Source organism: Cryobacterium sp. Y82 (genome assembly GCF_002929495.1).
Classification (GTDB): domain Bacteria; phylum Actinomycetota; class Actinomycetes; order Actinomycetales; family Microbacteriaceae; genus Cryobacterium; species Cryobacterium serini.
The window spans coordinates 76,949-103,385 of record NZ_PJJJ01000033.1 but is presented as its reverse complement, the minus strand read 5'-3'; the positions used below and the strand labels follow the sequence as shown (position 1 = coordinate 103,385).

At 65.3% G+C, this 26,437-nt stretch carries 27 protein-coding genes; 9 read left to right on the top strand and 18 right to left on the bottom strand.

What is annotated here, in order from left to right:
* Positions 1-71 precede the first annotated feature (71 nt).
* The 5 genes from CXY70_RS10350 to CXY70_RS10330 form a co-directional block, all read right to left on the bottom strand.
* On the bottom strand, positions 72-1,592 hold the full coding sequence (locus CXY70_RS10350) for an SDR family oxidoreductase (protein ID WP_104192283.1): 1,521 nt from the start codon (positions 1,590-1,592) through the stop codon (positions 72-74).
* A 72-nt stretch (positions 1,593-1,664) separates the two neighbouring features.
* The gene (locus CXY70_RS10345) at positions 1,665-2,528 is read right to left on the bottom strand and encodes an aldehyde dehydrogenase (protein WP_104192282.1); all 864 of its coding nucleotides are present in this window, start codon (positions 2,526-2,528) and stop codon (positions 1,665-1,667) included.
* Positions 2,525-4,072, bottom strand: coding sequence for an aldehyde dehydrogenase family protein (locus CXY70_RS10340; protein ID WP_104192281.1), 1,548 nt, complete (start codon positions 4,070-4,072; stop codon positions 2,525-2,527). The genes CXY70_RS10345 and CXY70_RS10340 overlap by 4 nt, the downstream gene beginning before the upstream one ends.
* 9 nt (positions 4,073-4,081) lie before the next feature.
* Positions 4,082-5,113, bottom strand: a complete 1,032-nt coding sequence (gene deoC / locus CXY70_RS10335) for a deoxyribose-phosphate aldolase (RefSeq protein WP_104192280.1) — start codon at positions 5,111-5,113, stop codon at positions 4,082-4,084.
* On the bottom strand, positions 5,110-6,066 hold the full coding sequence (locus CXY70_RS10330; RefSeq protein WP_104192279.1) for a sugar-binding transcriptional regulator: 957 nt from the start codon (positions 6,064-6,066) through the stop codon (positions 5,110-5,112). The genes deoC and CXY70_RS10330 overlap by 4 nt, the downstream gene beginning before the upstream one ends.
* 137 nt (positions 6,067-6,203) lie before the next feature.
* Between CXY70_RS10330 and CXY70_RS10325 the strand changes: the two genes are divergently transcribed.
* On the top strand, positions 6,204-7,148 hold the full coding sequence (locus CXY70_RS10325; protein WP_104192278.1) for an ROK family protein: 945 nt from the start codon (positions 6,204-6,206) through the stop codon (positions 7,146-7,148).
* Positions 7,149-7,150: 2 nt separating this feature from the next.
* Here the strand turns inward: CXY70_RS10325 and CXY70_RS10320 are convergent, their stop codons facing one another.
* The 6 genes from CXY70_RS10320 to truB form a co-directional block, all read right to left on the bottom strand.
* Positions 7,151-8,374, bottom strand: coding sequence for a CynX/NimT family MFS transporter (locus CXY70_RS10320; RefSeq protein WP_233205878.1), 1,224 nt, complete (start codon positions 8,372-8,374; stop codon positions 7,151-7,153).
* Positions 8,375-8,383: 9 nt separating this feature from the next.
* On the bottom strand, positions 8,384-9,037 hold the full coding sequence (locus CXY70_RS10315; protein WP_104192277.1) for a ScbR family autoregulator-binding transcription factor: 654 nt from the start codon (positions 9,035-9,037) through the stop codon (positions 8,384-8,386).
* Between the two features lie 91 nt (positions 9,038-9,128).
* Positions 9,129-10,076 (bottom strand): bifunctional riboflavin kinase/FAD synthetase, encoded by a 948-nt coding sequence (locus CXY70_RS10310; protein ID WP_104192276.1) that lies wholly within the window; start codon positions 10,074-10,076, stop codon positions 9,129-9,131.
* A complete protein-coding gene (locus tag CXY70_RS10305; RefSeq protein WP_104192275.1) occupies positions 10,073-10,528 on the bottom strand; it encodes a hypothetical protein in 456 nt (151 codons plus the stop codon). The genes CXY70_RS10310 and CXY70_RS10305 overlap by 4 nt, the downstream gene beginning before the upstream one ends.
* Before the next feature lie 60 nt (positions 10,529-10,588).
* The gene (locus CXY70_RS10300; RefSeq protein ID WP_104192274.1) at positions 10,589-10,957 is read right to left on the bottom strand and encodes a hypothetical protein; all 369 of its coding nucleotides are present in this window, start codon (positions 10,955-10,957) and stop codon (positions 10,589-10,591) included.
* Positions 10,954-11,901, bottom strand: a complete 948-nt coding sequence (gene truB / locus CXY70_RS10295) for a tRNA pseudouridine(55) synthase TruB (RefSeq protein ID WP_104192273.1) — start codon at positions 11,899-11,901, stop codon at positions 10,954-10,956. The genes CXY70_RS10300 and truB overlap by 4 nt, the downstream gene beginning before the upstream one ends.
* 76 nt (positions 11,902-11,977) lie before the next feature.
* Here truB and CXY70_RS10290 point away from each other — a divergent pair, with 76 nt between their 5' ends.
* Positions 11,978-12,970, top strand: a complete 993-nt coding sequence (locus CXY70_RS10290) for a ketopantoate reductase family protein (RefSeq protein ID WP_104192272.1) — start codon at positions 11,978-11,980, stop codon at positions 12,968-12,970.
* Positions 12,971-12,985: 15 nt separating this feature from the next.
* On the opposite strand, the gene CXY70_RS10285 is transcribed toward CXY70_RS10290, so the two are convergent.
* Positions 12,986-13,588: a hypothetical protein gene (locus CXY70_RS10285; RefSeq protein ID WP_104192271.1), complete on the bottom strand. Its 603-nt coding sequence runs from the start codon at positions 13,586-13,588 to the stop codon at positions 12,986-12,988.
* Positions 13,589-13,611: 23 nt separating this feature from the next.
* On the opposite strand from CXY70_RS10285, the gene CXY70_RS10280 reads away from it, so the two are divergent.
* Genes CXY70_RS10280 through CXY70_RS10270 form a run of 3 tightly spaced genes read left to right on the top strand, consistent with a single transcriptional unit; the run spans position 13,612 to position 15,867 of the window.
* A complete protein-coding gene (locus CXY70_RS10280) occupies positions 13,612-14,511 on the top strand; it encodes an A/G-specific adenine glycosylase (RefSeq protein WP_104192270.1) in 900 nt (299 codons plus the stop codon).
* Positions 14,512-14,542: 31 nt separating this feature from the next.
* Positions 14,543-15,364, top strand: coding sequence for a thymidylate synthase (locus CXY70_RS10275; protein WP_104192269.1), 822 nt, complete (start codon positions 14,543-14,545; stop codon positions 15,362-15,364).
* A complete protein-coding gene (locus tag CXY70_RS10270; protein WP_104192268.1) occupies positions 15,361-15,867 on the top strand; it encodes a dihydrofolate reductase in 507 nt (168 codons plus the stop codon). Before CXY70_RS10275 ends, CXY70_RS10270 begins: the two co-directional genes overlap by 4 nt.
* A gap of 95 nt (positions 15,868-15,962) precedes the next feature.
* On the opposite strand, the gene rbfA is transcribed toward CXY70_RS10270, so the two are convergent.
* The 4 genes from rbfA to nusA form a co-directional block, all read right to left on the bottom strand.
* Positions 15,963-16,448, bottom strand: a complete 486-nt coding sequence (gene rbfA / locus CXY70_RS10265; protein WP_104192267.1) for a 30S ribosome-binding factor RbfA — start codon at positions 16,446-16,448, stop codon at positions 15,963-15,965.
* A gap of 234 nt (positions 16,449-16,682) precedes the next feature.
* Positions 16,683-19,541: a translation initiation factor IF-2 gene (gene infB, locus CXY70_RS10260; RefSeq protein ID WP_104192266.1), complete on the bottom strand. Its 2,859-nt coding sequence runs from the start codon at positions 19,539-19,541 to the stop codon at positions 16,683-16,685.
* A gap of 76 nt (positions 19,542-19,617) precedes the next feature.
* Positions 19,618-19,875 (bottom strand): YlxR family protein, encoded by a 258-nt coding sequence (locus CXY70_RS10255; protein ID WP_104192265.1) that lies wholly within the window; start codon positions 19,873-19,875, stop codon positions 19,618-19,620.
* Between the two features lie 8 nt (positions 19,876-19,883).
* The gene (gene nusA / locus CXY70_RS10250; protein ID WP_104192264.1) at positions 19,884-20,921 is read right to left on the bottom strand and encodes a transcription termination factor NusA; all 1,038 of its coding nucleotides are present in this window, start codon (positions 20,919-20,921) and stop codon (positions 19,884-19,886) included.
* Here nusA and CXY70_RS17570 point away from each other — a divergent pair.
* Positions 20,920-21,108 (top strand): hypothetical protein, encoded by a 189-nt coding sequence (locus CXY70_RS17570; protein WP_146066113.1) that lies wholly within the window; start codon positions 20,920-20,922, stop codon positions 21,106-21,108. The two genes, nusA and CXY70_RS17570, sit on opposite strands and share 2 nt — an antisense overlap.
* Here CXY70_RS17570 and CXY70_RS10245 read toward each other — a convergent pair.
* Positions 21,105-22,868 carry a proline--tRNA ligase gene (locus tag CXY70_RS10245; protein WP_104192263.1) on the bottom strand — a complete coding sequence of 588 codons (1,764 nt, stop codon included), beginning with the start codon at positions 22,866-22,868 and terminating at the stop codon, positions 21,105-21,107. The genes CXY70_RS17570 and CXY70_RS10245 overlap by 4 nt on opposite strands.
* Positions 22,869-23,263: 395 nt before the next feature.
* Between CXY70_RS10245 and CXY70_RS10240 the strand changes: the two genes are divergently transcribed.
* Together CXY70_RS10240 and CXY70_RS10235 are read left to right on the top strand one after the other, a co-directional pair.
* Positions 23,264-23,647 carry a hypothetical protein gene (locus CXY70_RS10240; RefSeq protein WP_104192262.1) on the top strand — a complete coding sequence of 128 codons (384 nt, stop codon included), beginning with the start codon at positions 23,264-23,266 and terminating at the stop codon, positions 23,645-23,647.
* A gap of 17 nt (positions 23,648-23,664) precedes the next feature.
* On the top strand, positions 23,665-23,892 hold the full coding sequence (locus CXY70_RS10235) for a hypothetical protein (protein ID WP_104192261.1): 228 nt from the start codon (positions 23,665-23,667) through the stop codon (positions 23,890-23,892).
* Positions 23,893-23,927: 35 nt separating this feature from the next.
* Here the strand turns inward: CXY70_RS10235 and ispG are convergent, their stop codons facing one another.
* On the bottom strand, positions 23,928-25,082 hold the full coding sequence (gene ispG / locus CXY70_RS10230; protein WP_174844578.1) for a flavodoxin-dependent (E)-4-hydroxy-3-methylbut-2-enyl-diphosphate synthase: 1,155 nt from the start codon (positions 25,080-25,082) through the stop codon (positions 23,928-23,930).
* A gap of 163 nt (positions 25,083-25,245) precedes the next feature.
* Between ispG and CXY70_RS10225 the strand changes: the two genes are divergently transcribed.
* A complete protein-coding gene (locus CXY70_RS10225; protein WP_104192259.1) occupies positions 25,246-26,430 on the top strand; it encodes an acetyl-CoA C-acetyltransferase in 1,185 nt (394 codons plus the stop codon).
* Positions 26,431-26,437: the final 7 nt, after the last annotated feature.

The window sequence follows — 26,437 nt, the reverse complement described above, 5'->3', positions numbered from 1 at the left end:
GTAAACCATCATGCCCCGAATCGGGTCGAGCGACCAGAATTCTCAGATGATACGCACGTTCTACCCCCGGGTCACGCGTCCTGAGAGCGCGACACCGTCCCGAGCGGATACTCCGCCTCGGTTTCGCGTTCCGCCGCGGCCGTCGCCGTGATGCGGGTGGCCATGCCCTCAAAGATGATGCCATGGAACGGCAGGATCGCCGCCCAATACAGCCGACCGCCGAGGCCGCGGGGAAAGAACACTGCGCGCTGCCGGTAGAGCGAGCCGCCGGCATCCGTCGGGGTGACGCTCATTTCCAGCCAGGCCCGCCCGGGTACCCGCATCTCAGCGCGCAACCTCAGGAAGCTGCCGTGGTCGATCTGCTCGACGCGCCAGAAGTCGAGTACTTCACCCGTGTGCAGGTGGTCTGGGTTGCGGCGGCCGCGGCGCAGTCCGACACCGCCCACCGCCTTGTCCATCAGGCCGCGCACCGCCCAGGCGAGCGGAAAGGAGTACCACCCGTTTTCGCCGCCAATGCTCTCAATCACTCGCCACAGTGCCTCGGGCGCTGCGGGGGTCGTCTTTTCACGCAGGTCGGTGTAGAAGGCGTGGCCGGACCAGTCCGGGTCACTGGGCAGCGGGTTGCTCGACGCACCCTCGATCGACGAGTTACGCCAGCTGGTTTCGACGTCACCGTTACGCATGCGGCCGAGCGCCAGGCGCACCGCCCGTCGATAGCCGGTTAGCCCGCCCTCCGGCTTGGGGATGTACTCGTCGATGTCGCTCTCGTGCACGACGCAGTCGTATTGCAGCGAGGCGATGATGGGGATGGCGAGATTGCGCGGAATCGGCGTGACCAGGTTCACCCACTGCGACGCCAGCCACGGGGTCAGCACGGGCAGCGCGGCGATCGCCCGCTGTTTGAGGCCGGCCTCGAGGGCGTAGCCGTTCATCATCTGGCCGTAGCGCAGCACGTCGGGGCCGCCGATGTCGAACGTGCGGTTCACGTCGGGCGCCAGGTTGGCCGCGGCCTGCAGGTAGTACAGCACGTCGCGCACGGCGATCGGCTGGATCTTGTTGCGTACCCATTTGGGCGCTGGCATGTACGGCAGCACGTCGGTAAGGTGGCGGATCATCTCGAACGAGGTCGAGCCGGAACCGATGACGACGCCGGCCTGGAACGCGATGGTCGGTACCCCGCTGTCGAGCAGGATGCGACCAACCTCCCTGCGGGAGTGCAGGTGGGCCGAGAGCGTGTCGGTGTCGGGGTGCAGACCGCCGAGGTAGACGATGCGCTGAACGTTGGCTTCGGCCGCAGCGTGGGCGACGTTCTCGGCTGCCAGGTGCTCGGTTTCCTCGAAGTCACCGGCCGCGCCCATAGAGTGCACAAGGTAGTAGAGCACGTCGATGTCGGCGCAGGCGCGCCGCACCGAGGTCAGGTCGCCGAGGTCACCCTGCACGACCTCCACCTGATCGACCCAGGGCACATCGCGCAGTTTGGACGGCGTGCGCACGAGCACCCGCACCGTGAAGCCGGCCTCCAAGAGTTTGGGAACGAGGCGTCCGCCGATGTAGCCCGTAGCGCCCGTGACAAGTGCTCTGCGTAAGGTCATGGGGCGGAGTTTATCGCGTCCCGCTGGCCCGGCCCTGAGTGGATGCCCCGAACCGGGTCAGAGCGTGGCAGGTCAGAGAATAGCTTTGGTGTGCCACACCGTCTTCACTTCGGTGAAGGCAAGGATGCGATTCAATGCCGGTGCGGCAGCATCCGCGCCGGTCTCGGGCGGGAGCACCCGCTTGAGCGTGTCGGCGGCGCTGATCTGCAGCTCCACCCAGTCGAGGTCGCCGGCACCGACGAGGTCGAGAGCGTTGACGTCGGCATGGGTGGCCAGCCAGGGCGCGATCTCGGTCGGCGAACCGGTGACGATATTGACGACACCGCCGGGTACGTCGCTCGTGGCGAGCACCTCGGCCAGGCTGATCGCTGAGAGCGGAGCGTTCTCGTTGGCGACGACGACGACGGTGTTGCCGGCGACGAGGGCTGGCGCGATCGCGCTGACCAGACCGAGCAGGGATTCGGTGCCCTGCGGCGCGATGATCGCGACGACACCCGTCGGTTCGGGTACGGAAAGGTTGAAGAACGGGCCGGAAACCGGGTTGGCGTTGCCGGCGACCTGCACGTATTTGTCGGCCCAGCCGGCGTACCAGACCCAGCGATCGATGGCCTCGTCGACCTGAGCGCTCGCGACGGCGGCGTTGACGCCCTCGCAGCTCATAATTTCGGCGATGAACTGCGCCCGGCGACCCTCGAGCAGTTCAGCGATGCGGTACAGCACTTGGCCGCGGTTGTAGGCCGTGGCGCCGGCCCAGCCACCGAGCGCGTTCCGGGCGGCGACGACCGCGTCACGGGCATCCTTGCGGCTGCCTTTGGCGGCGTTAGCGAGAAAGTCGCCCGTGTGCGAGAGCACCTCGTAGACGCGGCCCGATTCGCTGCGTGGAAACTTACCGCCGATGTAGAGCTTGTACGTTTTAGGAATGGCGAGGCGGTTCACTTGGCGGCCTTCTCTGCGGATGCGGACTTCTTGCCGGCGGATGCGGACTTCTTGGAAACGGACAGCGTCCGGTGGTCGGCGGCGGCGATCGACCGCGAGCCGGTGCGCACGGCAGGCTTCAGGTACGCGGCAAGGCCATGGCGGCCTCCTTCGCGGCCATAGCCGCTCTCCTTATAGCCGCCGAAAGGGCTCGACGGATCGAACTGGTTAAAGGTGTTCGCCCAAATCACGCCGGCACGCAGCTTGTCGGCGACGGCGAGAATGCGGCTGCCCTTATCGCTCCAGATTCCGGCCGAGAGGCCGTAGGGGGTGTTGTTCGCCTTTGCGATGGCCTCAGCCGGGGTGCGGAAGGTGAGCACGGAAAGCACCGGGCCGAAGATCTCGTCACGGGCGATGCGGTGGCTGGTCGAGACGTTCGTGAAAATGGTCGGCGCGAACCAGAACCCGTTTTCGGGGATGACACAATCGGCGCTCCAACGTTCGGCGCCCTCCTGCTCTCCGAGGTCGGACAGCTCACGAATGCGAGCGAGTTGTTCGGCACTGTTGATGGCGCCGATGTCGGTGTTCTTATCGAGGGGATCGCCCAGCCGAAGCGTCTGCATCCGGCGCTTGAGCCGGTCGATGACGTCGTCGTGGATGCTTTCCTGCACCAGCAGGCGACTGCCGGCGCAGCAGACATGGCCCTGGTTGAAGAAGATGCCGCGCACGATTCCCTCGACGGCCTGGTCGATCGGGGCGTCATCGAAAACAATGTTGGCACCCTTGCCGCCGAGTTCGAGGCTGAGCTTTTTGTCGGTTCCGGCGACGGAACGGGCAATGGCCCGGCCGACCGCGGTCGAACCGGTGAACGCGACCTTGTTCACGCCCGGGTGGTTGACGAGGGTCGCTCCCGTACTTCCGTCGCCGGTGATGATGTTCACGACACCGGCCGGCAGGTCGGCCTGCTGCAGGATCTCGGCGAACAGCAGCGCGGTGAGCGAGGTGGTTTCGGCAGGCTTGAGCACGACGGTGTTGCCGGCGGCAAGCGCAGGGGCAATCTTCCAGGCCAGCATCATGAGCGGAAAATTCCACGGAATGACCTGGGCGGCGACGCCGAGGGAGGCTGGGTTGGGTCCAACTCCCGCGTGGTCGAGCTTGTCTGCCCAGCCGGCGTAGTAGAAGAACCAGGCCGCAACGAGGGGAATGTCGACGTCGCGGGTTTCCTTGATCGGCTTGCCGTTGTCGAGGGTTTCCGCGACGGCCAGTTCGCGGGCGCGTTCCTGCACCAGGCGGGCGATGCGAAACAGGTACTTGCCGCGGTCGCTGCCGGAGAGCCGGGACCAGACCCCGTCGTAGGCGTGGCGGGCGGCGGCGACGGCGTCGTCGACATCCGCTTCATTGGCGGTGGCGATCATCGCGATCTGCTGTTCGGTGGCCGGGTTGATGGTCTGAAACGGGGTTCCGCGGCCGGCCGTGAAGTCGCCGTTGATGAACAAACCGTAATCGCTTTTGAGGCTCAGCAGGGCCTGCGACTCGGGGGCCGGGGCGTAGTCAAGAAATTTCATGGTCGTTCCCTAATCAATCGTCACGTAGTCGGGGCCGGAGTAGTGACCGGTCGTCATCTTCTGGCGCTGCAGCAGCACGTCGTTCAGCAGGCTGGAGGCGCCGAACCGGAACAGGTGCGGCGTCAGCCACTCCTCCCCCACCGTTTCGGCGACCGTCACAAGGTATTTGATGGCGTCTTTGGAGGTGCGGATGCCGCCGGCCGGCTTCACGCCGATGCGCACGCCGGTGAGACGGTGCCAGTCCCGAACGACCTCGAGCATCGACAGCGTCACGGGCAGCGTCGCGGCCGGGGCGACCTTGCCGGTGGAGGTCTTGATGAAGTCTCCTCCGGCCAGGATGGCCAGCCAGCTGGCCCGGCGCACGTTGTCGTAGGTGTTCAGTTCGCCGGTCTCGAGAATCACCTTGAGGTGGGCCATCGATCCGTCGGCGCGGCGGCAGGCCTCTTTCACGGCGACGATCTCGTCGTAGACCTGGCCGAACCGGCCGGCCAGGAACGCTCCACGGTCGATGACCATGTCGATTTCGTCGGCGCCGGCCGCTACCGCGTCGCGCACATCGGCGAGTTTGACCGCGAGGGAAGCGCGGCCGCTCGGGAAGGCGGTCGCGACCGCTGCGACGCGTACCCCCTGAACACCGCTGCCCTCGGTTTCACCGGCCGCCGCGTGGGCTGAGCCGAGCGCCGTGACCGCAGCGCCGACCATGTCGCCGTAGACGCAGACCGCTGCGACACGGGGTGTGCCAGGGTCGCCAGGGTCGGGCACAAGGGCCTTGGCCACGAGCGAGCGCACCTTGCCTGGCGTGTCGGCGCCCTCAAGTGTGGTGAGGTCGATTAGGCCGATGATGGTGTCGATCGCCCAGCGTTTGGAACTGGTCTTGATCGAACGGGTGCCGAGGTCGGCGGCGCGGGCTTCAAGGCCGACGGCGTCGATTCCGGGGATGCCCTGCAGGTACCGGCGCAGGTTGGTGTCCGTGGCCTCCCCGCCGATCAACGCGAGGGCACGCTGCTCAGGCTGGTAGGTGGCCAGAGGGCTTTGGGTCATGGGGTGTCCTTTTCCTGGAGCAGAGCGTTCGCGGTGTCTTCGTCGGTCACCAGCACGGTGCACAGCCCGTTGCGCACGACGGCGCGGGCGATGGCATGCTTTTTGTTTCCGGAGATGACTGCGATGGTGAGCGGGGCGCGGCGCAACTGGTCGATCTGAATACCGACCGTTCGTTCATTGAGTTCGGGGTCGACGATGCGGCCGTTTGCATCGATATAGCGACCAACTACGTCGCCGACGGCGCCGCGCGCGACGAGGTCGTCGATCTGTTCCACTGTCAGGTAACCACTGTCAACGAGGGCGGAATTCGCATCTGCCTGGCCGGCGCTGAAGAGGTAGGCCTGCGCGTTGCGGCCCAGGGCGAGTACCCCGGCGACGGTGCGGTCGGCTTCCATCGCCTGCTTGGTTTCGAGGCGTTCGAAGATGGCGGGGCTCGGCAGCAGGGTGGCCGAGCCATCGGCTTTGTGGGCGATGGTCACGGCAGTGGATGCCGCGGTGCCGGTGCGTTGGTTCAGGCTGACGCCACCGTTGATCTGAACCACATTCACCCCCGGCGCCCAGCCCTCCTTCAGGTGCAGGGACACGTCGTGCAGGGTACGACCCCAGCTGATACCGAGGGTGCGCGGAATCGGGCGCAGGCTCGTGAGGTAGTCCGCGGCGGCCTGAGCGGTGCGCGACTGCAGTTCGGCTTCACTCGACACCCCTGCGGAGGAAACAACGATCGCATCGGTGAGGCCGGTCGATTCGCGGAGGCGCCGCTCGATCGGCAGACGGCGCGCGCGGGGGTGCACGATCTCGATGCGGATGAACCCGTTTGCCTTCGCGCTCGCCAGCAACCGGCCGACCTTCCAGCGGGTCAGGCGCAAAATCACGCCGATCTCGTCCTGCGTCTGATTCTCTTCATAATAGAGCTCGGCAGCGCGGATAGAGAGGAGTTCGTCGGTATCGCTCATGTAGGGGTCGCGGTCCAATCGTTTGACGCCAGCTTAGGGCGGTCCGCCGAGCGAATCAACACCTGTGGATATTATCGCTCATCTGAGCAACTTTGGCCCTAAAAAGCGGCCACGATCGCGCCCAGTACGATCAATACATGAGCAGCAGTTCAGCGCCCCGGTTCGTTCTCGCCGTCGATGTGGGGGGTACCAAGGTCGAATCCGCCCTCGTTGACGACCGCGGCGTGGTGCTCGCTTCCAGTCGGCACCGCGCTGCAACCGGGGCGCGGGCTTCGAGTGAAGAACTCGCCGTCGCGCTCACAACTGCGGTAAACCAGACCCGCTTGAGCCTGCCCACCGGTGCGGCACTGGTTGGAGTTGGTATCGGCTGTGCCGGGCCGATTCACCTGCAGCAGGGGGCGGTGTCACCGTTAAACCTTCCGGTCTGGCGCGGATATCCCCTCAAGGACCTCATCGTCGCCCTCGTTCCCGATCTGCCGGTGCGTTTGCGTATGGACGGGCTCTGCATCACACTTGCCGAACACTGGGTGGGAGCAGGAAAAGGCGTCGACAACCTGATGGGCATGATCGTTTCGACCGGCATCGGCGGCGGCCTGATTCTCGGTGGGGTCACCGTGTCGGGGCCAACCGGAAATGCCGGCCATATCGGCCACATCGAGGTCGGCGGCTTTGACGATCCGTGCGCCTGCGGCGGCGTCGGCTGCATCGAAGCGATCGCGTCAGGGCCGAAAACTGTCGCCTGGGCACGGACGCGGGGATTCACTGGCGAGTCGGGAGAAGATCTCGCGGCGGCCTACTCGACCGCCGACCCGATTGCTATCGCTGCCGTAACGCGCAGCGGCCGCGCGCTCGGTCAGGCCATTGCCTCTGCAGCGACGCTGCTCGATCTCGACGTGGTCACTATCGGTGGTGGCTTCGCCAATGTCACGCCCGACCTGCTCGATTTCGCACGGGAAACGATCGCCCGGCGGGTGCAGTTCGCCTATGCGACCCGGGTGCGAGTGCTACCGTCTGCTTTGTCAGGCGACGGCCCGCTGATCGGCGCCGCGGCACTGATCCACCGCGCCGAGCTTGTGCCCTGAACTCAATCAGTGGGACGGGTCAAATCGTCCTCCAGCATGTGCGGACGACCGATCACCGCGCCGGCGATGATGATGGCCAACGCGGTAGCCAGCAGAAAAGTAAGCGGCCAGGTCCACCCGCCGCTGAGTTCATGCAACAGACCGAAGACCAGCGGCCCGAGCGCTCCCAGGGTGTACCCGATGCTCTGCACGAAGCTGCTGAGGGCCACTGCACCGGCGTGAGTGCGGGTGCGCAGGTTGATGAGCACGAGCGCGAGGGGAAAGAACAGTGGCCCGAGGCCGGCGAGACTGACCCAGAGCCAGGTCAGGGTCTCCGGTGCCAACAGCAGCCCGAGGTCACCGGCGACAAACGCGAACACGCCGACGTAGACGAGCGGCCCGACATTGGTCATGCGCGCGGTGAGAGCCGGAATGATCAGTGCGCACGGGATGCCCATGCTGGCATAGACCGCCAGCAGCGTTCCTGCCTGGGCGGGACTCACCCCGGCGGTGTCGACGAGCAGTTGCGGCAGCCAGGCGAACATGGCGTAGGCGTTGAGCGACGAGACCGCGAACACCCCCGCGAGGGCCCAGGCGAGTGACGACTTCCAGAGGCGCCCGAGAATGGTGGCGTCGGCCTCGTCAACGATCGGGCCGGGCGTTCGTGCGCGGTGCCGCACCAGCATGGTGATCCAGGGCACCAGGGCGAGGAGGGCGAGGAGCATCCACATACCCAGCGAGATGCGCCAGCCGGCGGCATCCGCTACCGGAACCGCGATCAGTGGCGGTACCAGGGTACTCAGGGACACCACGGTGACGTAGAGGCTTGTCACGAGCCCGACCCGGTCAGGGAAGTACTTCTTGACCAGAGGAGGCAGCAGCACATTACCGATGCCGAGCCCGGCGAACGCGATGACGCTGCCGATGATGAGCATGGTGATCGAGCCGGACAGGCCGCGGGTGACGTGACCGAGCAGGATCGCGACGAGGGCGAGCACGAGGGGTGTTTCGAGGCCGTGGCGCCGGGTGATCATGGGGGTGAAGATGCCGAACAGGGCGAAGCACACCGGAGGAAGCATGCCGAGCACTCCGAGCGACACCGAACCGAGGGGGATGTCGACGTTGATTTCGGCCACGATCGGCGAGAGAGCGGCGACGGCGGTGCGCAGGTTCGCGGCGACCAGAATTATGCCCAGGAGGGCGAGGCCGCGTCCCGGCCACAGTCGGCGGGACACGGCGATATTCACTTACATAGTCTACGGGAGAGCCGCGGCGCGTTGCCGCTGCACGTCGGCGGCCAGATCCTTCAGGTCGTCCCAGCGTTCGGGAGCAACAAGGCCGGGCAGTATCAACGCCCACATTTCGCTCAAACGCTGGTCGATGTCGCTGCGCCCGGTCAGCACGTCCGAGACCACCTGCACCCCCGTGAAACCAGCAGTGAAAAACCGTGCCGCGGCCGGCACGTCGACCGTTGGCGCTACGTCTCCGTCGGCAATCCCCTGCCGCAAAAATTGCTCGCAGGTGACCATCCAGTCCCGGTAGGGCGCGGACACCGGCGTCGAGAAATTCACGGCCTCGATGGTCAGGCGCACACCGGCGCTGACGACCTGATCATCGCGTAGTTGGCGAGCCAGCTCATAGGACATGGAAACGAGGGCACGGAGGCCCGGCATGTTGTCGTCGAGCAGCTGACGACCGGCATTGACCGATTTCTCGTGCTGAGCTTCGATTATGGCGACCGCGAGGGCCTCCTTGGAGTCGAAGTGAAAGTACAGTGCTCCTTTGGTCACCCCCGCGGCAGCACTCACCTGCGCGAGTGACGTACTTCCGTACCCGCGCTGCTCAAAAGCTTCCGCGGCGCCGCGGATTATCGCCGCCCGCGTTTCTATTGCTCGTGCTTGTTGTGACATGGAGCCCCCAGGAAAATATTGGTCTGCCTAGCGTACCCGGGCAAACTGCCCCGGGAATGACCCCGAAGCCGTCAGCACGCTCACCCGGCGATTAGCGCGAGCTTTCGCGGCCCAGAATCACTCGAACCCGCGCAACGTCATCGCGGATCTGCTCGATCAGCGGATCGATGCCCGAGTAAGCGACCATGCCGCGAATCCGTTCTACGAACGATACCTCCACGACGTGGTCGTAGAGGTCTAGATCGACCTCGTCGAGCACGTACGCTTCGACCTGCTTCTGGGCCACGCCGTCGAAGGTGGGATTATTGCCCACCGAAATGGCTGCCGGGTAGCGCGATCCGGCATCGCTCAGCCAGCCGGCATAGACGCCGTCGGCGGGGATCAGTCCGTCGGAGTCGGCCGACAGGTTGGCGGTGGGAAATCCCAGCTCGCGGCCGCGCGCGGCACCGTGCACGACGACGCCGCGCACGGTTGGCAGGTGGCCGAGCAACCGGCCGGCCTCGGTCACCGCGCCGCTGCCGAGCAACTCGCGGATCCAGGTAGATGACACTCGGCGATGCCCGTCGGGCTTCACATCGTCAATCAGGCGCACCTCGTAGCCGAACTCGGCGCCGAGGTCACGGAGCAGGGCGACATCGCCCGCGCCCGACGCCCCAAAGCGAAAATCACGACCGACCAGCACAAACCGGGCGTGCAGCGCCGTCACCAGAATGCGTTCGATGAATTCACGAGGTGGAAGGCTGGAGAGGGCGTGGTTGAACTCGAGCAGCAACGTTGCATCGACCCCGGTCTCGGCGATCAGGTTGAGTTTCTGCTCTGCGCTGACCAGCGTGCTCGGGCAGGTGGCTGGAGAGAGCAGGGCGAGCGGATTCCGGTCAAACGTGACAACGACGGTCGAGAGTTGTTCACGGTCGGCGATGGCCTTGAGCTCGGCGATCACCGCTCGGTGCCCGGCGTGCACACCGTCGAACTTGCCGATGCTCACGGCCGAGGCGGGCCAGGCGCTCGGTACCGAGTCGACACCGTACAGAGTTTTCATGCGCGCCCCTCTGGCAGCGCCCGGCCGGCGACCACCGACACCGGGTGGCGTCTGAGCCACCACATGCCCAGAAGTGGCAGCACGAGGGGAACGAAACCATAACCCCGACCGAAGACCGACCAGACCGTTTTATGTTGGAACAATGCAGGGTCGACCAGGCTCAACGTTCCAACAACGAGCACGCCGAGCAGTTCGAAGCTGATCGTGATCCAGGCAATGCGATACCAGCGCGGACTGCGCTTGATCAGTGCAACCGTCGCAACGATGTAGACGACAGCGGCGAGGGCCGACAGTGAGTATGCGAGCGGGGCATCCACGAACTCGGAGGCAATCTGAACGAAGGAACGCCCGGTGGCCGCGAGGGCCAGCACCCCATAGACGGCAATGAGGAGTCGGCCAATGCCACTCACCCGGCGGGAGGGGGCGGACTCTGTGGTCTCGGATTTTGTCATTGCTCGGCATTCATCTGGTTCAATAATTATTGCAGCATCCGCAGCGAACCCGGAACCGCGTCAGCTGCCCTGCACGTTCCAGATCTGGTTCATGCGGTAGACCATGACGGCGACCGAGAGACTGCTCACCCCGAGGATGACCGTGCTCCAGCGGCTGCGTTCCACCAGCGCCCAGAATCCGGCCACGACTGGTAGCGCAATGGCGCTGATCAGGTAGGTGTAAAACTCGAGCAGGTTGCCGGTGGCATGATTGCCGGCCAGTGGCGCCGCGATTGCGGCCGCGAGCTGCACGATCAACAACAACTCCACCAGTGCGGTCGCGCCCATGGAGAGGTCGGTGGGCTTCCGCCCGGCGAGGCCCAGGATTACGCAGAGTAGTCCGCCGGGCACGGCGATGGCCAGTTGCAGCCAGGTGAACCATTCGATCATGGGGTGGGTGTCGATTCGCTGGCGTCTGCCGTGTCTGGTTTATCTGGCGTGTCTGGTTTATCTGGCGCGAAGTTCAACAGCGACTTGGCCTGGTCACCGCGATATTCGACCAGTCCGACCAGTCGACCATCGGGAGCGATCGCGGCGACCGGTCCGGTGCGGGTGGGGTCTCGCTCGACGGCGATGCGTTTGCCGTGGCCGAGGTCAATGGCCTCTTCTCTCGACAGATCGAGGCGTGGAAGCAGGCGGGTGGCAGCATCCGCTGGCGAAATGAGCTGCGCGACGACGTCGATGTGCTCGAGGGTGGCGGCGTTTTCGATGCGGAACGGGCCGATGCGGGTGCGGCGAAGCGCCGTGAGGTGTCCGCCGACGCCGAGCGCTCTGCCCAGGTCGCGGGCCAGGGCGCGAATGTAGGTGCCAGAGGCGCACGCGACGCGCACCTCGAGGTCGAGAAAACCGTCTCCGTGCGTGCTGGAGCGCAGTTCGAACTCGCTCACGGTCACCGGGCGGGACGGTAACTGTACGTCTTCGCCCGCGCGCACCCGGGCGTAGGCGCGTTTGCCGTCAACCTTGATGGCGCTGACCGCGCTCGGCTGCTGGCTGATCTCACCGGTGAGGTCCGTGATGCCGGCCGCAACGGCCGCGGCACTGATGGCGGTGACCTGCTCGGCGCTCGCGCGGGTGAGTTCGTCGCCCTCCGCGTCATCCGTTGTAGTGGACTGGCCGAGGCGGATGGTCGCGAGGTATTCCTTGTCGAGGCCGACGACATAGGTGAGCAGCCGGGTCGAGCTGTCGATACCGAGGACGAGCAGTCCGGTGGCCATGGGGTCGAGAGTGCCGGCGTGGCCGACCTTACGGGTGCCGGCCAGACGCCGGGTTCGGGCGACAGCGTCATGGCTGGTCCAGCCCTGCGCCTTGTCAATGAGTAGAAGGCCGCTGGTCACCTGCTGAGGATATCAGCGTGTGACTGGGGGCATGGTGCGAATCGCACGGCCAGCCCCGGCCCGTAGTATGTGAGCCGTGAGAATCGCGGTGATCGGCGCTGGCGCCCTGGGCAGTACCTTCGCCTGCCTGCTCGCTTTGCAGGGGCACGATCTGGTGGTGACCATGCGCGGGGCCGCGCTGCCGGCGGTGCTGGCCGAAGGCATCCGTTTGACGGGTGGCTACGGTGATCGGTTTGCGCGGCCGCAGGCTGTGGAACGACTGGTCGAACCGTGCGACCTCGCGCTGATCTGCACCAAGGCACAGGATGCTGCGGCGGCGATTGCCGAGAATTCCGCTGTGCTCGACGGCACCCCGGTGATCGTCGTGCAGAACGGGCTCGACGGGGTCACCACGGCCGAGCGGCTGCTGCCGCAGTCAGAATGTTTCGGACTCATCACGATCATTGCCGCCCACTATGAAGGGCCGGGCCGGGTGCGCGTGACGACGGCGGCGCCCAGCTATCTCGGGCGAGGCGCCGGCCCGGTCGATGCGGTGACCCGGCGATGGCAGGCAGTTCTTGACGCTGCACTCCCCACCCTCACCCGTGACAACTTCGTCGGAGCCCAGTGGACCAAACTCGTCGTGAATATGCTCAACGCCCTGCCCGCCATCACCGGGCTCAGCGTGCAGGAGGTGATCGGGCGGGCGAACCTTCGCCGCTTGATGACCCGGAGCATGCGCGAAACCGTGCGGGTCGGCCTCGCTAACGGGGTTCGGTTTGGAACGCTGCAGGGCCTGTCGCACCGGCGGCTGCGTGCGTTTGCGGTCGCGCCACTCTGGGCCGGCCAAATGTTGCCGCTGTCGATGCGTGCACGGATGGGCAAGGTGCCCAACCAGGGGTCGACCCTGCAGAGCCTCGCGCGCGGCCAACGCACCGAGATTGATTTTCTCAACGGAGCGGTGGTGCGCGCCGCAGGCGAAGCTGGCATGGCCGCACCGGTGAACGCGCTGCTGACCGAACTCGTGCACGAGGTCGAGCAGAGCGGTCGGTTCCTGACCCCGGCCGAAGTTTGGGCCCGGTTCCGGTAAGCGCCGAGCGAGCGGTCAGCAACGATCCGTCAACACGCGGCGCGGGGCCTCCTCGTCGGTCGTGTCGACCACGGCCGACACGATATCCCGCGGATGAACCTCGGCGAGGTACCGCAGGTCAGAATCGTTCACCGCTGCGCCTTCCAGCAGCACGCTGTACAACCAGAGTCCGTGCAGTTCGGGCCGGTTGATGTAGTCGCCGTCGATGATCAGGATGGCGTCGGCGGGAGCGGTCTGCCAGGTCGGCTGAATCCAGGTATCCCGATCGGGATCGAACTCTTCGGTGACGAAGCCGGTGCTGCCGCCCATGCGAAAGGGCTCGACGAGTACCCGGCGAAGCGCCGAGTAGTCGTAGCCGACCCGGTAGCGATGGTCCGGTGTATCGGGAGCCATTCGCTGCTGTTCGGCACGGGAGTGCTGAAAATAGCGGAGGCTGGCCCGGAATACGTGCAGTTCATCTTCTCGGAACACCGCGGCAAGGTCGTCGCCGAAGGCGGCGCGCGCAGCGGCATCCGGTCCGTCGATGGCAATGATGGTGCGGCCACGGCCGTAGTTGTGCAGGATCTCGGCGGCGAGGGTGCGCAGAAATTCGGTGCGCGGTGTGGAAACCAGCTTCATGAATCGAGCCTAGGTTAGAACGAATGAACGTCACACCCTCTCCGCCCGTGAAAGCGGCCAGCGTCAGCGCCGCGCTCAACGCCTGGTTCGTGGCGAACGCGCGCGACCTGCCGTGGCGGCGCGACGGATTCGGGGCCTGGGGCATCCTGGTGAGCGAGTTCATGCTGCAGCAGACTCCGGTGAACCGAGTCATTCCCCGGCTCGAGGAGTGGCTGGCGCGCTGGCCCACGCCGGCTGCTCTGGCCGCTGTACCGCCGAGCGAGGCGGTGCGGGCCTGGTCCAGCCTCGGCTACCCGAGGCGCGCGCTCTGGTTGCACGCCGCAGCCGTGCAGATCACCGAGCTGCACGGCGGTGTCGTGCCCTCCGACCTGGACGAACTGCTGGCCTTAACCGGCATCGGGGATTACACCGCGCGGGCGGTGGCCGCGTTTGCGTATGGCCATCGGCATCCGGTCGTCGACACGAACACGCGCCGGGTAATCGCCCGTGCAATCGCTGGAGCCGGAGAGCCTTCGCCGCCCAGTCGAGGCCGCGACCTTGATGCCATGAGCCAGCTGCTGCCGCAGAGCGTGCAGGAAGCGGCGCTGTTCAACGCCGCGATCATGGAGCTCGGCGCGGTGGTCTGCACCAGCCGCAGCCCGCACTGTGAGCTGTGCCCGATCCGGAACGAATGTGCCTGGCGTGCCGCTGACTACCCCGAGTACACCGGCACCCGCAAAACGGTGCAGAAGAAATTCGAGGGAAGTGACCGGCAGGTGCGCGGCCTCATCATGGCCGAATTGCGGTCAACCCACCGTGCAGTAACGGATGCCGAAATCGGCACGCTCTGGCCGGATCCGGCCCAATTGCAGCGCGCGCTGGCCAGTCTCAGGGCCGACGGTCTGGCGATACTCGTGCAGGACGGCTACACCCTGCCGGAGTAGCCGCCCCGTCTTCCCCGCGTACGATTGACCGGTGACCGAAACCACTTCTTTTGCTGCCGATGCCCAGTATTCAGCGCTTCTCCGCGACACCCTCGAGAACGGCGCTCGAAAGGACGACCGCACCGGAACCGGCACCCGCAGCGTGTTCGGCCGCCAGCTTCGCTTCGACCTGGCCGCCGGTTTTCCGCTCGTGACCACCAAACGAGTGCATTTCGCGTCGATCGCCTACGAACTGCTCTGGTTTCTTCGCGGCGACTCCAACGTGACCTGGCTGCAGGAAAAGGGCGTGCGCATCTGGAACGAGTGGGCCGACGACAACGGCGAACTCGGTCCGGTCTACGGCGTGCAGTGGCGCTCCTGGCCCACCCCCGGCGGCGAGACCATCGACCAGATCAGCCAGGTGCTCGACACCCTCCGCACCGACCCCGACTCGAGGCGCATGATCGTCTCGGCCTGGAACGTGGCAGATCTGCCCCACATGGCCCTCGCGCCCTGCCACGCCCTGTTCCAGTTCTACGTTGCCGACGGCAAGCTGTCCTGCCAGCTCTACCAGCGCAGCGCCGATCTCTTTCTCGGCGTGCCGTTTAACATCGCCAGCTACGCCCTGCTCACCCAGCTCGTCGCCGAACAGGCCGGCCTCGAGCTCGGCGAGTTCGTTTGGACCGGCGGCGACTGCCACATCTACGACAACCACGTCGAGCAGGTCACCGAGCAGCTCTCCCGCAGCCCGTTCCCCTGCCCCACCCTGCGCGTCAAGCCGGGGCGCTCGAGCCTGTTCGACTACGAGTACGACGACCTCGTGCTCGAGAACTACCAGCACCACCCCGCTATCAAGGGCGCGGTCGCGGTATGAAACTTGGCTTGATCTGGGCCCAGACGGTGAACGGTGTGATCGGAGCCGACGGGCTCATGCCCTGGCACCTCCCGGAGGACCTCGCCCATTTTCGTTCCGTCACCGCGGGCGGGGCCGTCATCATGGGGCGTCGCACCTGGGATTCGCTGCCGGCGCGTTTTCGACCCTTGCCTGGCCGGCAGAACATCGTGGTCACCCGGCAGCAGGGCTGGGCCGCGGAGGGGGCATCCGCTGCCCACAATTTCCATGATGCGCTCGCGCTGGCCGAGGGGCCGGTCTGGGTGATCGGCGGCGCCGAGATCTACCGGCTTGCGCTGCCCCACGCCGACGTGCTCGCGGTGACCGAGATCGACGCCTCGATCGACGGTGATACCCTCGCGCCGACCCTCGACACTACCTGGACCCAGGTCAGCACAGATCCGCCAAACGGATGGCTCAGCTCCAGCACCGCGCTCCCCTACCGTTTCACCCGCTACGAGCGGTCCCCCACGGCCGCCCCCTAAGACTGCGACCGGGCCCAGGCCCGGAAACCGGGCCCACGTTCTATCATGGGCCCACTTTCCGGGCCCGGGCCCGGTCGGTATATCTGGCGGTTGTGCTAGTGCTTCGCGGTCCTATCGACGTCAGACTCGTCGTCGTCTTCGTCGTCGTCTTCGAGGTCGTATTCGCGCGGCTTCTTGTACGGGTCTGCTTCGCCGGCGTAGGTGGCCGTGCCCTTGCCGTCCTCGGTCGCGGTATCGCGGTCGTGTGCTTCACGCAGCAGGTCGTCGATCAACGCCGCGTTCTCGGGGATGCCATCCGCGATGAACTCGATCGACGGTGTAAGCCGGGCGGTGATGTTCTTGCCGACCTCGCTGCGCATGAGGCCCGTTGCAGCCTTCAGCGCGGCTGCACTGTCGGTGCGTTCCTCGATCGAGCCATAGACCGTGTAGAACACCGAGGCGTGCTGTAGATCCCCGGTGACCTTAACGTCGGTGATGGTCACGAACCCGAGCCGAGGATCGCGCAGGCCGCGTTCCAGTCGCTTGGCGATGATGACTTTAATGCGGTCCGCCATTTTTCTGGCGCGTTCCGGATCTGCCATGACTCACTCCTTGTTAGCGGGCGCCGAAGCCCCCGGCCGTTCTGTACTTTTTCACCGAGTTAAACGGATGCTGCCAACCAGCTGAGGGTCGGAGCAAATTTTCCGCGCTGTTAATATGCACGGCAGGTTGTCGGGGTAAGGGTCCCTGCTCTTTCCATTCTGGGGGAAAATTGCGAAGACCCGACCCAATGCGGAAGTCGGACTTCGTGAGAAGTCCGACCCCCAAAACCAACGTTAGACGCGCGGCTTTTCCTTCATTTCGATGGTCTCAATCTCATCGCCAATTCGGATGTCGTTGAACTTGCCCAGTCCGATACCACACTCGAAGTCCGTACGGACCTCGGTGACATCGTCCTTGAAGCGACGCAGCGACTCGATGCCCAGGTTGTCCCCCACCACGATGCCCTCGCGAATAACGCGAGCCTTGGCATTTCGGGTGATGGTACCCGAGCGCACGATGACACCGGCGACGTTTCCGAACTTCGACGAGCTGAAGACCTCGCGAATTTCGGCGATACCACTCTGGATCTCTTCGTACTCGGGCTTGAGCATTCCCTTGAGGGAATTCTCGATGTCCTCGAGGGCGGAGTAGATGACGGAGTAGAACCGCACGTCGACGCCTTCGCGAGCGGCACGCTCGCGGGCCTTCGTGTCGGGGCGAACGTTGAACCCGATGATGATGGCGTTGTCGACGGTGGCGAGGTTGACGTCGCTCTCCGTGACCGCACCGACACCACGGTGGATGATGCGCAGCTGAACCGAATCGTCGACCTCGATCTTGAGCAGCGACTCTTCCAGCGCCTCAACGGCACCGGAAACGTCACCCTTGATGATGAGGTTGAGCGACTCGACCTTGCCCTCTTCGAGGGCACGGGTGAAGTCTTCGAGGCTGATGCGCTTGCGAGCCTTGGCCAGCAGGGCGTTGCGCTCGGCGGCTTCACGCTTCTCGGCGATCTGACGGGCTGTGCGGTCTTCCTCGATGACGAGGAAGGTGTCGCCGGCGCGGGGAACGCTCGAGAGACCCTGTACCTGAACGGCGCGAGACGGTGTGGCGGCAAGAACGGCAACACCGTTTTCGTCGGCCATCGCACGAACGCGGCCGTAGGCCGTTCCGGCGACAATGGAGTCTCCCACGCGCAGCGTTCCGGACTGAATGAGAACGGTTGCCACCGCGCCGCGGCCCTTGTCGAGGCGGGCCTCGATGGCGACACCACGGGCGTCCTTGTTCGGGTTGGAGCGCATGTCGAGTCCGGCGTCGGCGACCAGGAGCACGGCGTCAAGGATTTCCTGGATGCCGGTCTTGTTCTTGGCCGATACGTCGACGAACATGACGTCTCCGCCGTACTCTTCGGCGACGAGGCCAAATTCAGTGAGCTGCTGACGCACCTTCTGCGGGTTGGCGCCGGGCTTGTCGATCTTGTTCACAGCAACCACGATCGGCACGTTAGCGGCCTGGGCGTGGTTGAGCGCCTCAATCGTCTGCGGCATGATGCCGTCATCGGCGGCAACCACGAGAATGGCGATGTCGGTGACCTGCGCACCACGAGCACGCATGGCGGTGAACGCCTCGTGGCCCGGTGTGTCAATGAAGGTCATCGCGCGATCAATACCCTCGTGCTCGGTGATGATCTGGTAGGCACCAATGTGCTGCGTGATGCCACCAGCTTCACCCTCGGCGACCTTGGCGTTACGGATCGCGTCAAGAAGCGCGGTCTTACCGTGGTCGACGTGACCCATGACGGTGACGACGGGAGGACGAATCTCGAGGTCTTCATCGGTTTCGTCTTCGAGTTCCTGGTCGATGTCGATGTCGAACGCGAGCAGCAGCTCACGGTCTTCGTCATCGGGAGAGACCATCTGAATTTTGTAGCCGAGCTCGCTGCCAAGCACATCGAACGTTGCCTCGTCGAGGGACTCCGTTGCCGTGGCCATTTCACCGAGGTGGAACAATACTGTAACGAGGTTTCCAGGACTCGCGTCGATCTTGTCGGCGAAGTCCGTGATGGACGCTCCGCGACGAAGACGAACAACGGTTCCACCGTCGCCGCGGGGTACGGATACTCCACCCAGCGACGGGGCCTCGCGCAGTTCGAACTCTGCTCTCTTCGTGCGCTTCGACTTGCGCGCCTTGTTCTTGCCGCCACCGCGACCGAAGGCACCAGCAGTGCCACCGCCCGGGCCGCGACCGCGACCGGCTCCACCGCCACCGCCGGCAGGGCGGGGCGGACCGAAGCCGGGAGCTCCGGCGGGAGCGCCTGGACGAGTGAATCCGGGGCGTGCGGCACCGGCCCCACCCGGAGCGCCGCCCGGGCGCTGGAATGCGCCTGGACGCTGACCGAAACCGGTCGGGCGTGCAGCCTGGCCGGGTCCGCCGGGACGAGGTGCGCCCGGACGAGGTGCGGGAGGGCGCGGAATGTTGCTCGGGGTAGGTGTCGCGGGACGCTGGCCCATTCCCTGCGCACTCGCGAACGGGTTGTTACCCGGACGCGGCGGCTGGGTTGGCCGCTGGCCCATTCCCTGGTTGCTGGCGAACGGGTTGTTACCCGGTCGTGCAGCTCCGGGGCGAGGCATGCCGGGCTTGACCGGCGTAGCCGATCCTTCCGTGGCCTTCGCTTCGGGGGTGTGGGTGCCGGGCTTGTCGGCGGCATCAGCTGCGGCGGCCTGGTCGACAGCGGCAGCCTTCTGGGCAGCAGCAGCCTTCTCGGTGGCCTGCGCCTGGCGCTCGGCCACGGTCAGCGGCGCGACCGGAAGAGGCGCGGCATCCGCTGCCGGGACAGCCTCGGCCACAACCGGGGCTACCGGTTCAGCAGCGGGCTTGGGGCCGGGACGAGCACCGGGCTTGGCGCCGTGGCTCGGGCGCGCGGGCGTTGCCGTAGTGGCAGCACCAACGACAGCACCAGCAGCGGGAGCGGCAGCCTTGGCGGCGGCGCTTTCCGCTTCGAGAGCCGCGCGAAGGCGACGCGCTACGGGTGGTTCAACGCTGGAGGACGGTCCCTTGACGAACTCGCCCATTTCTTTCAATTTAGCAAGGGCTACCTTGCTGTCGACTCCGAGCTCGGTAGCAATCTCGTGTACGCGTGGTTTCGCAGCCACAATTCTCCTGTTCCGGGTCTGCACCCGGAAAGGGGCAGACCGTTAGTAACGGACGGGTCTCATTTCGAGCCGCTCATTAGTTATCCATAAGCCAATTCAGCCTGTTCTCTAGTTGTTTCGCGTCCAGTGACCCGGTCACACGAAAAGCACGCCCAAAAGCGTGTCGCCTTACGGCATCCTGAAAGCACGCTTCACGGGCATGCAGCCACGCACCTCTACCGGGGATTGTGGCGGTTTCATCCACTACAATTTCTGATTTCCCAGCAACGATCCGCAAAAGTGAGGATCGAGGGGCGCGCGAACGGCAGCCAATACACGTTCTAACGGGTTCCATCGTACCCCCTATTCAGCATCCTCCAGAATGCTGTCCGGCTGGATGTCGATTTTCGCACCGGTCAGCTTGGCTGCGAGGCGGGCATTCTGGCCCTCCTTGCCGATCGCGAGCGACAGCTGGTAGTCGGGAACGAGGGCACGCACGGCCTTGATCGACTCGTCGATCACGTAGGCGCTCGTCACCTTGGCCGGCGACAGGGCGCTCGCGACGAAGGTGGCGAGGTCGGGCGAAAAGTCGACAATATCAATTTTTTCGTTGTTGAGCTCAACGGTCACGGCGCGTACGCGCTGGCCGAGCTCTCCGATACAAGCACCCTTCGCGTTGACGCCGGGCTCCGTGGCGCGCACGGCGATCTTGGTGCGGTGGCCAGCTTCGCGGGCGAGCGAGACGATCTCGACGACTCCACTGGCGATCTCGGGCACCTCGAGTGCGAACAACTTACGCACGAGCGACGGGTGCGTACGCGACACGGTGATCTGCGGGCCCTTGAGTCCGCGACCGACGGCCGTGACGAATACGCGAATGCGCGCGCCGTGCACATAGCTCTCGGTGGGAACCTGCTCCTCGGGGGGCATGATCGCTTCGATCGTACCGAGGTCGACGTGGATCATGCGCGGATTCGGGCCCTGCTGGATGATTCCGGCAACGATGTCACCCTCGCGGCCCTTGAATTCGCCGAGCACAGCGTCGTCGGCCAGGTCGCGCAGACGCTGGTTGATGACCTGCTTGGCGGCGAAGGCGGCGATACGACCAAAGTCGGTCGGGTTGTCGATGGCTTCGCCGATGACGTTGCCCTCATCATCGTGCTCGGGGATGTAGATGTCGACGTGCCCGGTCTTGCGGTCCAGAACGACGCGCGCGTCGGGGACTTCCTGACCGGGGTGAGTGGCGTCGGCAATCTTCGAAGCTTCAAGCTTGGTCACATCCTGCTGGATGTGCTTGACATAGGCGGTCAGAATCGCCTGTTCAATGATTTGTACGAGTTCCTCAAAGGGAATCTCTTTTTCGCGCTCCAGTAGCCGCAAAACACTGAGGTCGATGTCCATGGCCGGCCTCCTCTATTCAGATCTTGCCGCCGCGAAACCGCGCAGCGGGCTGCATACTACGGTACCCGAATCTGCGGCGGCCCGTCACCCACTCCCCCTGGCTCGGCCCGTCTTGGCGGGTTCGCTGCAGAGCGGATGCTGCCGGCTCAGCCAGCCGGCAGCATCCGCTCTCGATGAGGTCGTTTAGGCGAAGTGCTTGGCGACGTCGGCGACGTCAACCTGCTCGCGATCGCCGGTACGGCGGTTCCACAGTTCGACGATGCCGTCGGCGGCTCCCCGGCCGACGATGACGATCCACGGAACGCCGATGAGCTCGGCGTCACCGAACTTGACGCCGGGCGAGACCTTGCGGCGGTCGTCGTAAAGCACCTCGCGACCCGTGGCTTCGATCGCGGCGACGACCGCCTCAGAGGTGTCGAAGACGATCTCGTCCCGGCCGGTGGCGATCACGTGCACGTCGAAGGGGGTTACCGCTTCGGGCCAGATCAGGCCCTTTGCGTCGTTGTTGAGTTCGGCGATGACCGCGAGGATGCGGGTGACGCCGATGCCGTATGAGCCCATCGTGACCGTGACCAGCTTGCCGTTCTCGTCGAGAACCTTGAGTCCGAGAACCTCGGCGTACTTGCGGCCGAGCTGAAACACGTGCCCAATTTCCATGCCGCGAATAAGTTCGACCGGGCCGGAGCCATCGGGGGCCGGGTCGCCGGCGCGCACGTCGGAGGACTCGACCACATCGTCGATCGCGAAGTCACGGCCGGCGACGAGGCCGAACACGTGGCGATTGTCTTCGTTGGCGCCGGTGATCCACTCGGTGCCGGCAACGACGCGAGGGTCGACCAGAAAACGGATGCCGGTGGTCGATTTCGTGCCGAGCACGGCGCCGCCAACGCTCCACGGGCCGATGTAGCCCTTGACCAGCCCGGGGTTCTTGGCGAAATCGCCCTCGTTGGCGGCCTCAACCTCGGCGGGCGCGAAGGCCACCTCGACACGCTTGAGGTCGACGTCGCGGTCGCCGGGAACGCCGATCGCAATCAGTTCACGCGTGCCGTCGAGGCTGGTGAGCGCGAGCACGACGTTCTTGAGCGTGTCCGCTGCTGTCCACACCCGGCCGTCGGGGCGGGGGTGTTCGGAGTTGGCCTTGTCGACCAGCGTCTGGATGGTCGGGGTGTTCGGGGTGTCGAAGACCTGCGCGGCTGGCAGTGCGCTGAAATCTCTGTCGGCCGGAACGAGCGTGCGAAACGCCTCGATGTTGGCCGCGTAACCGCCGGCGCTCCGCACGAAGGTGTCCTCGCCGACGGGGGTGGGGTGCAGAAACTCTTCGCTCTTGGACCCACCCATCGCGCCGGCATCCGCTTGCACGATCTCGTAGTCGAGGCCGAATCGGGTGAAGATGCGTTCGTAGGCGTCGCGCTGCAGCTGGTAGCTGACGTCGAGGCCGGCGTCGGTGTGGTCGAAGGAGTAGGCATCTTTCATCGTGAACTCGCGGCCGCGCAGCAGTCCGCCCCGCGAGCGGGCCTCATCGCGGTATTTGTCCTGGATCTGATAGATCGACAGCGGCAGGTCTTTGTAGCTGCTGTACAGGTCTTTCACCAGCAGCGCGAAGACCTCTTCGTGGGTCGGCGCGAGCAGCATGTCGGAACCCTTGCGGTCTTTCAGGCGAAAAAGCCCTTCGCCGTATTCGTCCCAGCGGCCGGTCACTTCATAGGGTTCGCGCGGCAGCAGGGCCGGAAAGTGAACCTCGTGCGCGCCAGCGGCGGTCATCTCTTCACGGATGATGCGCTCCACTTTGGCTTTCACCCGCAGGCCGAGCGGCAGCCAGGCGAAAATACCCGGGGCCTGGCGACGAATGTAGCCGGCCCGCACGAGCAGGCGGTGACTGGTCACCTCAGCGTCGGAGGGGTCTTCGCGGAGAGTACGGAGAAAGTAGTTGGAGAGACGTGTAGGCACCCGTCTACCTTACGCGGGCGCCGAGATGCGCTCCCCCACGTACCGTGCAGCCTTTGAGGTCAGCCGACCTCGCTCAGGGTGCGCTCGATTGCGGCCAGACGCGTATCCATTGCAGTGATTTTTTCGAGCAGAGCGGCATTGACTTGGTTACTCGCATGGAGATTCCTTAGTCGTCTGTTACTGCGCCACTTGCCACGGCTTCGGCGATGGTGACGGTGACGGTGAGTGAAAATGGGGCCAAAGCAACGTGCTTGAGCGCGGTTTCCTCCGCACATGGTGGCTTCGGGCGTGCGCGAGCAAACCGATCCCGAGCTCTTAAGGGTCGTAGAAACCTTTGTGATTCCGTCAGCATAATGCTGAGATTCTCTCGCCTTAGAGACCAATTCGCAGTATAATTGGGGGGTGAAGGAGGCACCGCCGCCAGGACCCTCACCGCCCCGCCCGCCGCATCCGACTCCCTGCCGGAACCCGAGAATTTCCGGGTGGCGGCGATTGCCCAGGCCGGTGCAATTCTGGCTGCGCCGTTGGACGGGGTTCGGTTTGGTCAGCTTGACGACACCGAAGCCGTCGCGGTGCTGGCGGCCCTTGAGGGTCTCGGTCGCAAGGTTGATGGTGCCTCTGTACGAATGTTAAGCGTACGAGCCACCACCGACATCGGGTCCGGGCCGAAACCGACCTCGGCACCGGCTCGCTCGCCTACAAGAACGGATGCCGCAACCGGGTCGAATTCATCACCCAACTCGCCGGCATCTCCGCCCGCGAAGCCAAACGTCGCCTGAAGCTCGGCGAGACTGCGGTGGAACGCACGCCGCTCGGCTTACCGGTGCCGGCCCGCTACCCGGTTATTGCCGACGGACTGGAGAGCGGCGACCTCGGCATGGAGTCGGCCGAAATTATCGCGGCCACCCTCACCGCGCTGCACGGGAAAGTCCTGCAGGACGACCTCGACCACGTGGAACGTGCCCTCGTCGCCACCGCGACCGGCGCCAACACCCCCAGCACTGATCCACCTTGGCGCACCTAGCCGGAGTGTGCCGGATTGTGAAAAGTTGCTATCTGCTACTTCGCGCCGACGGACACCGTCGGGCTGCCGAGCTCTGCGGCGGGCATCTCGGCGGCGAGACGGTTGGCCTCTTCAATGAGTGTCGCTACGATCTCAGACTCGGGTACGGTCTTGATGACCTCGCCGCGCACGAAGATCTGGCCCTTGCCGTTGCCACTCGCGACGCCAAGGTCAGCCTCGCGAGCCTCGCCGGGTCCGTTGACGACGCAACCCATGACGGCGACACGCAGCGGCACGGTCATGCCCTCGAGTCCGTCGGTGACATCGTTGGCGAGCTTGTAGACGTCTACTTGGGCCCGGCCGCAGCTCGGGCAGGAAACGATCTCAAGTTTGCGTTCGCGCAGGTTGAGCGACTGCAGAATCTGCAGGCCCACCTTGATCTCCTCGACCGGCGGGGCGCTCAACGACACACGGATGGTGTCGCCAATCCCCTCGCCGAGCAGAAGACCGAAGGCTGTTGCGCTCTTGATCGTGCCTTGAAAGCTTGGGCCCGCCTCGGTGACACCGAGGTGCAACGGCCAGTCGCCGCGTTCGGCGAGCAGTCGGTATGCCTTGACCATGATTACAGGGTCGTTGTGCTTGACCGAGATCTTGAAGTCGTGAAAGTCGTGTTCCTCGAACAGGCTCGCCTCCCAAACGGCGCTCTCCACCAGCGCCTCAGGGGTGGCCTTGCCGTATTTCTGCATGAGGCTCGGCTCGAGCGAGCCGGCGTTGACGCCGATGCGCAGGCTCACGCCAGCGGCCTTCGCTGCAGCGGCAATCTTGCCGACCTGGTCGTCGAACTTGCGGATGTTGCCGGGGTTCACTCGCACGGCGGCGCAGCCCGCGTCGATCGCAGCGAAGACATAGTTCGGCTGAAAGTGAATGTCCGCGATGACGGGGATCTGACTCTTCTTTGCGATGATCGGCAGGGCTTCGGCGTCATCGCGCGTGGGTACCGCGACGCGCACGATGTCGCATCCGGTCGCCGTGAGCTCGGCGATCTGTTGGAGCGTCGCGTTGATGTTCGTCGTCGGAGTCGTCGTCATCGATTGCACGCTCACTTGAGCATTGCCACCGACCAGGACCTTTCCGACCTTGATCTGACGGGATTTACGTCTGGGAGCGAGTACCTCAGGTACTTTGGGCATCCCCAAGTTGATTGCAGCCACTTCCCTAGCTTAGTTGTCGTCGCGTGTACAAAGCTGAATGTCGCCCCGGATCAGCGCGGCAGCTGCGCGAGCGGCGTCGCTGTGGCAATGCGGGCGAATATATCCGCGGCGCCCCAATATGCTGGGAGGTGGTACGTAGCATTTCATTGACAAAGGAGTCCCGATGAACGAAATAGACGTCGTAATCCTAGCCGGATCCCGCACCCCGCAGGGGCGCGTGAACGGACAACTCTCATCCCTCACCGCCGTTGATCTCGGCGCCGCCGCCATCGTCGGCGCCCTCGCCCGCGCCGGAGTGGCTCCGGAGCAGGTCGACTTTGTGCTCATGGGGCAGGTGCTGCAAGCCGGCTGCGGGCAAAACCCGGCTCGGCAGTCCAGCGTGGCCGCGGGCATCCCCTGGAACGTGCCGGCCATGACGCTCAACAAGGTGTGCCTTTCGGGCCTGGCCGCTGTGATCGATGCCGCCCGCCTTGTACGGCTCGGTGAAGCGGATGTCGTCGTGGCCGGTGGCCAGGAGTCCATGTCGCGCGCTCCCCACCTGCTGCCGGGGGCACGCCAGGGCTGGGCCTACGGAACGGTGTCAGCTCTCGACCACGCCGCCTACGACGGGCTCACCGACGCGTTCGACGGACTCTCGATGGGACTCTCGACCGAGCGCGCCAATGTTGAACTCGGTCAGACCCGGCTCGAGCAGGACGAAATCGCTGCCGCATCGCACCAGCGCGCCGCAGCGGCCGCCGCGAGTAACGTCTTCAGCGACGAGATCACGCCGATTAGCGTTCCGCAGCGCAAGGGCGAGCCGCTCGTCATCAGCACCGACGAGGGTGTGCGTGCCGATAGTACGTCCGAGACGCTCGGCCGGTTGCGCCCCGCCTTCGACCCGGCGGGAAGCATCACCGCCGGCAACGCGGCGCCACTGAGCGACGGCGCGAGCGCGGTCGTCGTGACCAGCCGCGCCTGGGCCGAGAAGCACGGCCTGCCGTGGTTGGCCGTGATCGAGGCCAGCGGCCAGGTTGCCGGCCCCGACAACTCCCTGCACTCCCAGCCGGCCAACGCGATCGCGCACGCACTCTCCCGCCAAGGTTGGACCGTGGCAGACCTCGACGTGATCGAGATCAACGAGGCCTTCGCCTCGGTCGTGGCGCAGTCGTCGAAGGTGCTCGGGGTGAGCGTCGACGAGGTGAACATTCACGGCGGTGGCATCGCGATCGGGCACCCCATCGGATCGAGCGGCGGGCGCATCGCCCTGCATGCCGCGCTCGAACTGGCTCGTCGCGGCACCGGCAAGGCCGCCGTGGCCCTGTGCGGCGGCGGCGGCCAGGGCGAAGCGCTGCTGCTGTCGCGGTAGCCCGTGG

Bases quoted from the DNA above. Each gene is read 5' to 3' on its own strand.
- CXY70_RS10285 (WP_104192271.1), bottom strand. From the start codon at position 13,588: ATGAAGCTGGTTTCCACACCGCGCACCGAATTTCTGCGCACCCTCGCC.
- CXY70_RS10330 (WP_104192279.1), bottom strand. From the start codon at position 6,066: ATGAGCGATACCGACGAACTCCTCTCTATCCGCGCTGCCGAGCTCTAT.
- CXY70_RS10350 (WP_104192283.1), bottom strand. From the start codon at position 1,592: ATGACCTTACGCAGAGCACTTGTCACGGGCGCTACGGGCTACATCGGC.
- CXY70_RS10270 (WP_104192268.1), top strand. From the start codon at position 15,361: ATGAAACTTGGCTTGATCTGGGCCCAGACGGTGAACGGTGTGATCGGA.
- CXY70_RS10225 (WP_104192259.1), top strand. From the start codon at position 25,246: ATGAACGAAATAGACGTCGTAATCCTAGCCGGATCCCGCACCCCGCAG.
- CXY70_RS10280 (WP_104192270.1), top strand. From the start codon at position 13,612: ATGAACGTCACACCCTCTCCGCCCGTGAAAGCGGCCAGCGTCAGCGCC.
- deoC (WP_104192280.1), bottom strand. From the start codon at position 5,113: ATGACCCAAAGCCCTCTGGCCACCTACCAGCCTGAGCAGCGTGCCCTC.
- CXY70_RS10255 (WP_104192265.1), bottom strand. From the start codon at position 19,875: ATGGAACCCGTTAGAACGTGTATTGGCTGCCGTTCGCGCGCCCCTCGA.
- CXY70_RS17570 (WP_146066113.1), top strand. From the start codon at position 20,920: ATGGCCGGCCTCCTCTATTCAGATCTTGCCGCCGCGAAACCGCGCAGC.
- CXY70_RS10310 (WP_104192276.1), bottom strand. From the start codon at position 10,076: ATGAAAACTCTGTACGGTGTCGACTCGGTACCGAGCGCCTGGCCCGCC.
- rbfA (WP_104192267.1), bottom strand. From the start codon at position 16,448: ATGGCAGATCCGGAACGCGCCAGAAAAATGGCGGACCGCATTAAAGTC.
- CXY70_RS10300 (WP_104192274.1), bottom strand. From the start codon at position 10,957: ATGATCGAATGGTTCACCTGGCTGCAACTGGCCATCGCCGTGCCCGGC.
- CXY70_RS10305 (WP_104192275.1), bottom strand. From the start codon at position 10,528: ATGACAAAATCCGAGACCACAGAGTCCGCCCCCTCCCGCCGGGTGAGT.
- CXY70_RS10340 (WP_104192281.1), bottom strand. From the start codon at position 4,072: ATGAAATTTCTTGACTACGCCCCGGCCCCCGAGTCGCAGGCCCTGCTG.
- CXY70_RS10315 (WP_104192277.1), bottom strand. From the start codon at position 9,037: ATGTCACAACAAGCACGAGCAATAGAAACGCGGGCGGCGATAATCCGC.
- CXY70_RS10325 (WP_104192278.1), top strand. From the start codon at position 6,204: ATGAGCAGCAGTTCAGCGCCCCGGTTCGTTCTCGCCGTCGATGTGGGG.
- nusA (WP_104192264.1), bottom strand. From the start codon at position 20,921: ATGGACATCGACCTCAGTGTTTTGCGGCTACTGGAGCGCGAAAAAGAG.